Genomic DNA, 11,784 nt, shown 5'->3' with positions numbered 1-11,784 from the left:
CTGAATTCCTTAGAGGGTGCGATTCGATTCAATCCAGGCGCGCAAGCCTTCTTCAGGCTTGCCTTCTCGGGTCAAACCATCATCACGAATTAGGAAAGGAACATTTCGAGCGCCAAGAAACTGAGCTGTCATCCGGCGCTTCGAGATCACGTCCAGATCACACTGCGCTGTCGGAAGCTGTTCGAGAGGAGCTTTCATGTCGCCGGCCGCTCCGGCTTTCCAAGCAGCAACCTTGTCTTTCGCGCAGAGGAGTTCTTTGGTACGCACAGCGCTCTCTTGGCTGAGCAGCGGCAACATCAGCACGTCGAGTCGATACCCCTCTGGAAGAGACGTGCGGGCTTGTTGAATGATCTCTTTGCAGAACCCGCAAGCAGGGTCGGAGAACATGGTGATCGCTTTCTCACCGTTGCCGACAGTGAGAGGGGCCAGATCCTTGAAACCGAGGTTGGTCTTGTCCACTGGGATGTAGTTGGCGGCGATCCGAGCGTCCTCGATGGTTTTCAACTCTTTCTTCGCCCACACGTCATAGACCGTTCCCTGGATGATGAATCGCCCGGTATCGCTGATGATGGCGAACTTGCCGTTCTTCTCGATCGCCAGCATTGCAGACGCAGGAAGCATCACTACCTTGTCTGCGTTCTTGTCCGCGGGGCTCGCAGCTACTGCGGTACCAGCCACTGCAAGCAGCGTCATAGCAAGAATGGTTTGGGTGGGTTTGAACATGGGCTTACCTCCTGAGTCGATTCACCCAGAGTATTTGGCCCGGAAAAGAAAAGGCCTCTTTTTCAGGACGTTTTAGCGTCGGAAAAAGAGGCCTTTCAGAGAGTCGTTCTGACTGAGATCAGAAGCCTACAGGCATGGCTTGGAGAGCGTTGGTGACTACAGCTGCTGCTGGGATAGTTGCCGACATTACCGACTCGATAACATCCGGCGCAGCATAGAGGCCAACACCGCCGCCCACGCCAGTAACGAACGGCATGAGCGATTGGCGAAGAACGCCTGCGCCGATGCCAGTGAGGATCATCAGGCCGATGAGAATACGGCCGAGGGTACCTTGCATCCACTCAGTCAAGGTAATCCACACGCTATCGAACGTATCGCCGCCGGTACCCGCGAGCGCGGTACCGGCAACCATCATTGCCGCTGCGATGGCCATCGTTTGGAGGGTTGCTTTGTTGACGTGCATTGGTCTTGCTCCTAGAGGTTGACATGCGCAGGGGCTGCGCTCCGGAGACATTTTTCGTGCTTTCCGCAAACCTGTGTTTCGCTTTCAAGCGCATTTGTCGACGGAAATTAAAAAGGGCCGCTTTATGCGGCCCTTCCCTTTACTTGTTGGAGACTGGAGGAGATTCCGCGCCAGAGTTATCGATGCCTACCAGGGTAATTACCGGTTCGCCATTTGGATAACGCCACATTGGTACGGAGATGCTGTTAGCGCTGAGAGCCTGCTGCTCACCATTGATGAACCAAAGGTTTTTGGCCATCCGGCCATCTTCATCAGTACAAACGGCTTTTGCCAGCCAGGAGGTTCGACCGACCACAACCTCCAGTTTGCAAACCGGGGGCTTATTCCTTGCGACCGGAATGTCAACCTCGCCTGCTGCGGTGTGGCCCATTGCGCTGGCGACATCCAGTTTCACCGTATACACACCCTCTTTTTCAAGGGTCGCTCGCCCATAGTCCCCCGAGCTAGATAGCGTCTCCCCGTTGAGACTGAACGTTTTGCTGAGTATCTGATCCTTAGGGTGCCCACCGGTGATTGACGGTCGGATCAGAACGCCCAGCGGGGCACGATTCGCGTCGTTATCCCCACTCCAGGACAATTTCACATCCCACGGAATAGGCTCCAAAAACTCCATCTCTGTTTCGGCATAGCTGTAGTTGCCCCGCGAGTCGGAGATATGAGCGCCGAATGTGTAGATCCCCGGCTCAGTCAGCCGCACGATACGACTGGTCTGGTTGGTGTCCTTGATCATTTGTAGGCCAGCGTAGGGTGGGATATCCCACTCGATGGTCAAGCCCTCGAATTCCCGGAACAAGCCAAGAGAGCGAGCTGTCATGGTCAAGTCTGCCGGCGCATACTTCGCTGAGTATTTCGTGTTGATCTTCCACTCAGGCCAGTCATAAGACCAGAAAATGAGACGGTGCTGAGTTAGTCCCAAACCGCCTCGATCCTCATACCCATTGATCCAAGACCGAACGCTGATGTAGCTCTCTTCTTTATCCATGTCCTCCCGAGTGGGGGTGTACTTCACTTCAGTGGAGTCGACGACCGTGCCGTCAGGCAAGATGAACTCACCATCCATTGTCATATCCATTTTCGGGTACGGCATCATCAAGTTGGCGACCCAGGTAGCTTCCTTTCCTACCTCAGGACGGCGCGGCCCGATTATCTGTACCCGAGGAGGTCGGACAGGCCGGAACGCAACACCTGCGCGGAGGGTTTTGTAGACGCGCTTGTCCTCTGGGGAGTCGGAGTACTTCAGCCTGGCCGTCAGGTACACACGATCAGCAGAATTACGGCCCAGTCGGTAGGAGCCGTCCCCAGCGACCCAAGTTTTACCGCGATCCTCCGACCATTCCACAACCATTCCGGTCGTATCGAGCGTATTACCCTTGAGGTCAGTGAGTTTGAACGTGCCGCTATCACCAATAAACACGTTTGCTGGGCCTTTGAGGCGGGCAACAGGCACGACATAGGCAATAACTTCGACTGTAGGCGTCATGGATTTCGCGCCGCTATGGCGGTTCGTCAACTCTGCCCTCAGCAGATATGTACCCCGCTGAAAGATCATGCTGAGCCGTTGCGGCAGCTTCGCATTGGCCTCAACGCCTTCCCACGATACACCGCCGTCTTTGCTCATTTCCCAGCGAACCTCACCAATGTCTCCTGCCTGGTAACGATCATTGGTGACGGCGTAGAAGCTGCTGCGAAGAGGAGCTGGGCCGATAACGCGCAGTGCCTGAATTGAACCATCAAGGGAGTCGCCGTTGAGAACGGAGAGCACCATCGGCGAGCCCGACTCCCGAATCAGCTCGTATTCCGGCACCGGAGAGCGAACACGCGCCTCAGCAATGATGCGAACCGCTTTGTTCGTTAGCGATTGCAGATCGACCTCGAACTCAACTTCCCCGTTCTCGTCGATTGGTTCCCAGTTTGTCATCGGCTCGTAGTTGACCCCGGCAGTTGTCGAAAGCAGGCGAATATCCCAGTCGCCCATGCTGCTCAGCCGATACGCATCCTCCATGTAGCGGGTGTCTTTGATGGCCACGCGGATTGGAAGGCTAACCGTATCCAGGACGGTTCTCTCGTCATTGAGAATGACAGGGAGAATTTTGTCGTGAGGGACCGCCAGGAGTGATGCGGTCTTGGTCGACCTCATATTTGGGAGCGCGGTGTATCCAACGTCAATGGAGTATGGCGTTACGCTCCACAGTGGGGCCTCGGCTCCTTCGATGTAGCGCGTAAACCGCTGGGAACGGCCGTAGCTCGGAATCGTAGAACGTTCAATCAGTGCATCCGCCCGGTTAATCGCCACGTCCAGGGAAGCCGCGATTGCGGTCACTGACGCGCTACCAACATAGCCGCCGAGCTGTGAGACAGAATAAAGCCCCTCTTTTACCAGGTTGCTTGCCGGCATATCGATTTCGACAGCGGGTGGCTCGACCACGTTTACGCTGTGCTCTCCGTAGCCAATATCGATTTCCTGACCACTCGGAGTAAACATGGATGCCTTCCAGGAAATGTTGTTGGCCCCGAGCAGGCTCATTGTTCCTTCCGCGAGTGGCATGACGGTGTTGCGCTGCTGGGCCATGCCTTCTGGCATCTGCATCCAACGAATAAGGCACGATGGGCGGCTCGACCATTGCTGTGCTGTCTTTTTCGCTACGCCTTCGTTCGCTGTTGCATCACATACAGGACCATCCGTGTGACGGAGCGACAAGGAAAGCTCCTGGACTTTCTGATAGGCCTCTACTGGTGCTGGCTTCAAGGCAAAGCGTATCTGATCAGCGACTGGAAGAATCTTCAGGTCACGAGTGAAGCTAGCAACCTTGTATTTCACGCCATTAGTGTCAAACACATAGGCGCTAGCCTCGATAGCTTGGTTCCCCAAAGAACTACCACCAGCATCCATCAACAGGTTGGCCAGGGTACTAGCGTTACGCCATTCTTCTGGGGTTTTCGTCCAGGTGACGTAGCAAGCACGATCCTGAAGTGCATTTTTCGTCTTCGCGACAACTTCGCTGGTCATGATGCTGCATGCCCCATTGCTCGGGCTGAAGCTGATTTGAGTACGGCCAGACGCTTGCAAAATCTCCCATGAATCAGCCGTCAGTGTGCCCTCCGGAGACCATACGGTCACCGGCACGGAATACACAGGGCCGGTCATGTCCGCGCGACTTAGATAGACGATGGCTTGCCCATCTACCCCAACATCCAAGCCGCCTAAACGGGCCTCCAGCAGTTCAGCACTCAATTTGGCAGGTACCAGACGCATACCAATACCTTGAGAAAGCTCACGATGCTCCAGCGTCACCCCAACTTTCGAGTCAGGCGTGACGATAGCAATGATCTCGCCGCCGAGCGCCTGAATCACTTCTTGGTCGGGAATCCTGAGCGCAAAGGCACCCAAACGAGTAGTCATTTGGTGCCTCACGGCGGGTATGCTCGGGGCTACGGAGGTAGGCTTAACTTCGCGGTCTTTGAACATTTCCCAGGCCGGGACAAGCTTCAGGACAATATCTTGATCGACATAGAGGCCATCTTGGTCGATAGCACGAATTTGAACTGAGGTTTCAGCCTGGCCATCGGTTTTATAGGTGATGCTCATTCCCTCAACTGTCACGTGGCCATGAGCTGGCTGTTTGACGACTTGTAAGGTGTGCGAGCCCCAGTTGTTCGGATCGATCACTTTCAGATCGGCCGTTCCACCGATTCCTGCATACACCTTCACCGTCGAAGGGGTGATAGCCGTTGGTGCAAAATTGAACTGAGTAACTGTGACCTTTCCCTCCCCTTCAACACTGAGCCCTTCCTGATCCGTGGCGCTGAAGGTGAACGAATCCTCCCCATAGAAACCCGGATTAGGGGTGTACTCCATACGGCCGTAGAACACACGGACAGTCCCGTGAGCCGGGTTCGTGAGGATCTTGAACGTATGGCTGTCCCAGAGATTGATGTCATGCACCTCAGGATCAACTTGGTCACTCACCTGACCTTCGCGGGCCTGAATGGTTACTCCCGTCCAGGTAGGGGCGTAATTGAACTTCGCGACATTCACCACCGCGATAGCTTCAGCACTCATCCCAGATACGTCTTGCACGCGGTACCTGAACTCATCGGAGCCAACGTATCCAGCCTTCGGGGTGTAGGTGAACCCAGTAGGGGTCGCCACCACAGAGCCCTGTGATGGGTTCGACAGAACTGAATAGGTTTTCTTCTCCCACGCCGCCGGGAAGTCCTCTACAGGAGTTGCCTCCACCGATGAGCTTTCGTTGACGCTGACCGTAAGTTTAGTTGTTACAGGCGGTTCTATTACCTGAATCACCGATTGCCCCTCTTCGAGGGTAATCTTTTTACCGGTGGTGTCGTAGACACTAGCCGTCCAGCGGAGCGGATGCTGCCCAGAACGGGTGAAAACGCCGGTCAACTCAAGAGGATCAAGCGCTTTGATGTCCAGGTCTTTCGGTATCACCGAGAACTCAATCAAGCACTTTAAAGCACCGCCGCTCATGCCTGCGTTCTTTGCCGCCGCCTCATCACCAGTGATAGAACACGTTGGGCCAGAGAGCTGTGTCATCGTCAACGAAACATTGTCGAGAGCGCGTGTAACGGATCGTTTACTCAAGGACTGTTGGAACGAAGATGATCCAGTTGCTGGTTCTACTAAAAGCTCTTTTTCCCCTTGGTGAAGAACTACCTTCTCTTTACCTTTGTTGAATATTGAAATCGAGTACGAAATCTTGTGTGCTCCCGACTCCAAAGCACGCCCCTTCAAAAATGATTTAGTAACACCGTCTGTTCTGTCAACAGTTACTGCAAGTCCGCTAGGAACTTCTGTCCACTCAAGTAAGCACATAGGCGAAAGCAAAGCATCTGATTCTCTCGCTTCAACTTCCGAAGATGTTATCTTGCAAACCGAAGTCGCAGGAAGTTCAATTTTAGCAGCAATATCAGTCATCGCCTGTACAATCGGTCCACTTGTTAAAGAAACAATTGGCGCAGGCATCCAAGTTCGGATATTTGTGGAGACTATGGGGGCATTGGGTGCAGAAGTAGAAAGAATTAGATTGTTAGACCCAATAACACCCTCCGCTCCAGATTTAACGGGTATGCTAATTCTGCCCTGTGTATTCGAAAAATTTATTTTCCCAACAACGATCGTTGCGCCAGGTTCAATCAAAACTCCTGCAACTACTAAACTACCTACAGCGTCTCCACGCAAAGACGCGATCAAGTCATAAGAGCCTGCAACAACCGATCCATCATTGAGTGTGAGCGGGGCACTATCGATAACTTCAGTACCATCATTCCGATTGAAAATATGGTTGATAGCTGGGATACGGACTACTCCATCGGGATGTTTAACAATCCCGACAGTACGAGGCTTATAGGCGAAAGCCTTACTTTGGATCGCGACATTACCATATTTGTCTGTAGCAGTGACCTCAAGAGAGTAAACCTCATTTTCATTCTCAGATGGAAAGATGATTGGGTACTCCAATAAATACTTACCGGACGAAACCGAGCGCCAGGCCAAGTCTACTGATGTTGAGGTCGGGCCACCCTTGAGGGCTATTCTTTGTATAGATGGTGTTGGATCTTCATCATCATTAATAGTTATTAATATCTCATCGAGGCTTGCAATTGCGGCCTTGGCGGCAATGGTGATGGTAGGTGCGTTGCTATCAATGAAAGTATTATCTGTTACGAACGCATTGCCAACATTTCCGTATGTATCCTCCGCCTCAACACCCACTCGATAAAACCCGTTAGAGATCTTTCCTAGTTTGAATCGAACTTCTCTTGTTTTGTAGTCAAGATCAACAACAGAGAAAGGAGAGGTAATAGCCTTTTTCCCGGAAGCCTCAAGAATCATTCTAAACTCTTGGGTATCCCACATATAATGCTGCCAATTGAGCATGCGATCGTCATCGACTACAGTCGCCACAACTTCACGTACAGCAAAGTCTACCCGAATACCCGTTACCTTAGGAGCATTAAAATCCCAATATGTATATAAATATCCACCATAGGCGGAAAAGGTGCCATCATCTCTAGAGACAAAGTATGGATAAGGAACATAACCGCGGTCGGACGAAATCTTAATATTAGGGTTAAGTATGCATTCTTTTTGCCCGGCAGGAATAGCACAAGTAACACCATTTACACCTGCTATTTGGTTATAACCTCTGGGCTCAGTTGAAATCTTAACACTCGAGACTGCAAATGGTTTTGACTCTCGAATCGTATCGCTATTTGTCCAATCTCTTCCCTGGATCTGATAGGTAAGACCGATTGGAACAGGACCGCCTTCAACCCCTGGGGCCAAGGTGAATGTGAAGTTCGAATAATACTGGACTGATGCTAACCCTGCTTTGTTCTGAAACACAAAATAGTTTATAGAATTTTTGGGGTACTCAAGGTCGGTGGTGAAATATATAAATTCAGCGTCCTGACTGTTGTAGATACTATCTCCCCAACCAAACAGTGTTCCATTGAAATTAGTATGATCAACCTTTTTGCGCACATACCTAATCTTCACCGGGTTCGCATAGACCGTCATTTTAGGGGCATATGCTATCCAGCTATTTGATTGCAAATCGAAAACTTCTACCCGAACGTATTCGGGTGTTTTTCGGTCTACAGCTATAGGTATTGTTTTTTCGGTGTAGTTACCTGCTTTATCGAATACGCGAAAGCCCATTGTATATGTTTGACGATCGTAAGGCGTAATGCTCGTGCTTGTGATGTCAGTGATCTTTACAGTTGCACTGGCCGCTTCAACATTAAGAAGGCTCTGAACTGCTCTTCGCACACCATTCGTGTCTATTGCAAAGAATTCTACCTTATCTATACCTGAATTTTTATCAGCTAGCCCTGATACTGTTACCGTACCACCTGCGTCCTCCCCCCAAGCTAACGGAGCTAAGACGCTAACAGGATAGTTGTACCCACCATTAGTACGTACTATTTCCCCTCCGATAACTGGAGAAGTTACGTCGACCTGTAGGTTATAGCGATCACTTTGAAGAACAACACTTCCATCGGAATTCAGAATCTCTGCAACAAGAGTGAAATCTCCTGACGTAGGAGCAGGCAGTTTTAATACAGTTCCATAGTAAGAAACCCCGTTAACAAGAATTTTGTCGTTTGCCCCCAACAGACTACTCTTGGCTTCAGCAAATACAGAGCCATTTGAGGTCAGCAGTCGGGCTTTCAGGATTCTGTCTACTCCGGCGCTTAAATATACGGCGATGTCCCCTTTTGGACTAATGAACATCTCTTTCGATGCTGAAACTGTTTTTTGGCCGTTGGCTGAAGGGTATTCAACCTGTACTAATTCTGCTCTAGCAATGCTAGCGAGCATGCAGGTTAAGAAAAAGATTATCAGTGTATGTGTAAAAGCCAATCTACTAAACTTTGTATAAATCATACTGGTACCTATCAATATGAGCAGCTGCTTTTAACCACTACGAATCTATTGGCACAAACCAAAACACCTTGCCGAGGCAAGGTGTTTGTAGGGACGGTGACTACTTCTTCTTAGCGCCTTCACTATTTCCAATCACACTCAACGGGCGGAGAGTTGGAGTAGGCTGTGGATTTCTAGCCCCAATTTCCCAGCGGCGTGCCTCCACTTCGGTGTAAATGAAACCAGGCACATACAAATCACCCTTCTCGTCCTCCCATGGGTCGATAGCAATTCGCATAACCACTGCTTGCGAACGAATTGGAAGCGGATTCCTTGCTCTCATCGGTACCGGTGCGTTATCTGATCCTTCAGCTATCAGCACGCGGGTAGCACTGCCAGTTGATGGTTTATCGCTGCTCGCCGCCCCGCCCTCCTGTTCTTTTTTAAGCTGAGTCTTGTAATCATCACCTTCAGTGGCCGAATACACATCTTTTGCGGACATGCAGGTAACCCCATTTGGCATTCCCTTACATGCATACTCATCTGAGCCCAAACCCATGATGCTATTGCAACCAGTCAGTGCCGTTACTGCAATCGCCAGGATAAATTGCTTGATCATCACGTTGTCCTTACTGATTAACATCATTGACTTTAAGAGTGGTTGCATTGAACTTTACGGTCATGCCCTTATTAACGATGAAGTCAACTTCACGCATCGCGTCGATTTCAATAACAGGAAAGATGCTTTCCGCCATCTCCAAATAGAAGTCAGCAATCCGTTCAAGCGCTGAGCCAGCTCCGCTGAACCCGGCTGACTGAAGCGCGTTGCTATCGAATGCCTGCTCGTAAACTGGAGCTACTGTCTTGCCGTCATCACTAGCTCGAGTTACGTTGATTGTTGGTACCTTTTGGACATTAAAAGCACCGGCTATACCTTGGAGAAAACCTGCTCCCAAGCTTCGAGCGATGATTTGCCCTTGTTTGCTTACCAGTCGGCCGCGCAAGCCTGCTTTACCGTCTTCTCCTGTGGCATAGGCCTCGACGCTTGCTTCAAGCACCGAGCCGTCATTGCGAACGCACGACAAACGTTCGGCACGCATGTAGGCTCGTTCAGAACTGAGATCCCCCCACCCACCCGCGATCATGAAACACTCACGGAAATCCGCTCTGAAGCGGTTGGGGAGAATTGCTTCGCTCTTGATGCGGATGAGACTTGGAAAGGGGTCACGCTGTGCCTGCTTCCCTGTCGGTGCATCCATGCCTGTAACCAAGACGCCGGACAAAATCGAACCCGCGGGCAGCGACACAGAAAGCTCCTCTGGCTTATCCTTCTTACCCTCGTCTTCCTTGGCCTTGATCACCCGGATCTTTGGAGCTTCCGTTTTGTCAGTGGATCGCGACTTTGGGTCTTCCGGCGGCTCTGGAGGCAAGTTCGAGTAAACGTCTGTCAGCTGTGCCGGCGAGCTCGTCGCCTTGTTGACGAATACCGATTCGCGAGGGGGGATAGGGGACCGTGTCTGGTTGGCGGCGGAACTGTCGGAGGAGTTATCCCCGTTCTCTTCGGTGCCTTTCTTATCGCGTCCAACCCGCGCCAACTCTTTCTGAAGCAACTGGATCTCTTGCTCCAAGCCGCTCACCTTCTCTTGCGTGTTTTTGAGTTGAACGTCTTTCTCTTTCTGCCCCAACGTTCGCTCAAGGCGGTTCATCTGCGTCTGAAGCTGTCGTTGTTGACTCGCAAGGGAGTCCATGCCCAGCGCACGAGGGTCTTCGTCAGTCAGGATGGCCTCGACCTGAGGCTTTGCCGCTGCGCGTGACTTACGCTCGGGAGTTGCTGCGTTCATGGCCACGCCTACGACAGTGCCGACGATCAAAACCGTCCCACCGATGGCAAGCATCAGCTTGCCCCTCGGCGTGAGTTTTTCGAAGAATTGCTGAATCGCTTTCACGGATGGTTCCCCTTACTGCAACAGGCTTGGGCGGGTGGAGCTTTGCGGCACTTCGGTCGGAACCCGAGTGATTACAAACACCTCTGTTTTCTGGCCAGGCTCAAGCACCTCATCTGGCCATGCGCTTACAGCCGCTCGTTGAGGGTGAGTGCAAGAGGCGTGATCGAACTCGACAGTCTTGGCCGACACGTTCTCTGCCGTGGCCACGAAGACTTTGAAGTCATGACCTTCGATCAGCTGCGACTTGCTAAAATCGAAGCTGAGGCTTGGTTGCGCGCAGGCAGGGATCTTGTTTCCGTTTGTAAGAGCACCGAAGCTGTATCCACGTGGGAGCTTGCCCAGCGCCATTTCTCGCATCAGGGAGCGAAGCGTGTCCATGTACGGCTGAGAGCGTTCCCACTTCCGGGCTTGGCCGCTGTAGTTCGTAGACGAAGTGACTGGCAAGCCGCTCGCAAGGCCTTGCACATTTTTCGCCAGAATCAGGTTTGCTTGGATGGGAGGAACGCCCTGCGGCAATAAGGTCAGGGAGATTGCTACGGTCTCATCGTCGTCCGGTGTGACGTACATAGTCACCGGCTTATCTTCGGAAGTTGTGACGTAAAGAACGTTACCGCTTACCGAAATATCGGCCGTGCTCACTGTCTGGACTTTAGGTACATCGAACGGCGTGACGATACGGTTCATTTGGCCACGGCTGATGGGAATCAGGGTATTGGTGCCATTCGAAACAACCACGTCTTGGCGGGACTCGATTGGCTGCGTTGGCACAGGCTTTTTCATAACGCTGGCCGGCACGCTGGGGTTTTCAGCAGAGCCCGGAGTGACGGCGACCAGACGTTGCTTCTTTTCCGTCTGAGGTTCCTCCTGTCGTTCCGAGACGCTTTCTGGAGTAGCGACAGGCTTGGCAACCACATGAGGCTGCACGCTGGCAGCAACTGGCATGTTCATGCCTGGTATCTGAATCTGATCCTGGGCAACAGCTGGCAGTGCAGCCGCCATAGCCAGTACCAGCACAGCTGGCTTGAAAAAATGGAGGGAAACTGGAAGTGACATCGAGACGACCTCTGCTCTGAGTTGTCGTCAATTCTGGAGGGCATTCCGCCGCTTGAGTCGCGTTTTCAAGCAACTTTTGCGTCTGAAAACGGAGGGCAATTCTGTATAGGCGTTGACCGGCGATACCAAAAAAAAGCCCATGCCAAAAA

Annotated in this window: 6 protein-coding genes; all 6 read right to left on the bottom strand. The window is 51.9% G+C overall.

Annotation, left to right across the window (positions count from 1 at the left end):
• Positions 1-9: 9 nt before the first annotated feature.
• Entirely contained in the window at positions 10-723 is a 714-nt protein-coding gene (locus BZK31_RS07865) for a DsbC family protein (RefSeq protein WP_083182176.1), read from the bottom strand.
• A 118-nt stretch (positions 724-841) separates the two neighbouring features.
• Positions 842-1,186, bottom strand: a complete 345-nt coding sequence (gene traA / locus BZK31_RS07860; RefSeq protein ID WP_083182175.1) for a TraA family conjugative transfer protein — start codon at positions 1,184-1,186, stop codon at positions 842-844.
• Between the two features lie 139 nt (positions 1,187-1,325).
• A complete protein-coding gene (locus BZK31_RS07855; protein ID WP_208617185.1) occupies positions 1,326-8,657 on the bottom strand; it encodes an Ig-like domain-containing protein in 7,332 nt (2,443 codons plus the stop codon).
• A gap of 100 nt (positions 8,658-8,757) precedes the next feature.
• Positions 8,758-9,255: a type IV conjugative transfer system lipoprotein TraV gene (traV, locus tag BZK31_RS07850; protein ID WP_083182174.1), complete on the bottom strand. Its 498-nt coding sequence runs from the start codon at positions 9,253-9,255 to the stop codon at positions 8,758-8,760.
• 10 nt (positions 9,256-9,265) lie between these two features.
• Positions 9,266-10,582 carry a TraB/VirB10 family protein gene (locus BZK31_RS07845; protein WP_083182173.1) on the bottom strand — a complete coding sequence of 439 codons (1,317 nt, stop codon included), beginning with the start codon at positions 10,580-10,582 and terminating at the stop codon, positions 9,266-9,268.
• A 12-nt stretch (positions 10,583-10,594) separates the two neighbouring features.
• Positions 10,595-11,635 carry a type-F conjugative transfer system secretin TraK gene (locus BZK31_RS07840; RefSeq protein WP_083182172.1) on the bottom strand — a complete coding sequence of 347 codons (1,041 nt, stop codon included), beginning with the start codon at positions 11,633-11,635 and terminating at the stop codon, positions 10,595-10,597.
• Positions 11,636-11,784 lie beyond the last annotated feature (149 nt).

This window comes from Pseudomonas floridensis (assembly GCF_002087235.1).
Lineage (GTDB): Bacteria > Pseudomonadota > Gammaproteobacteria > Pseudomonadales > Pseudomonadaceae > Aquipseudomonas > Aquipseudomonas floridensis.
Note: the sequence above shows the minus strand (reverse complement) of the source record. Positions and strands in the feature narration are given on the sequence as shown.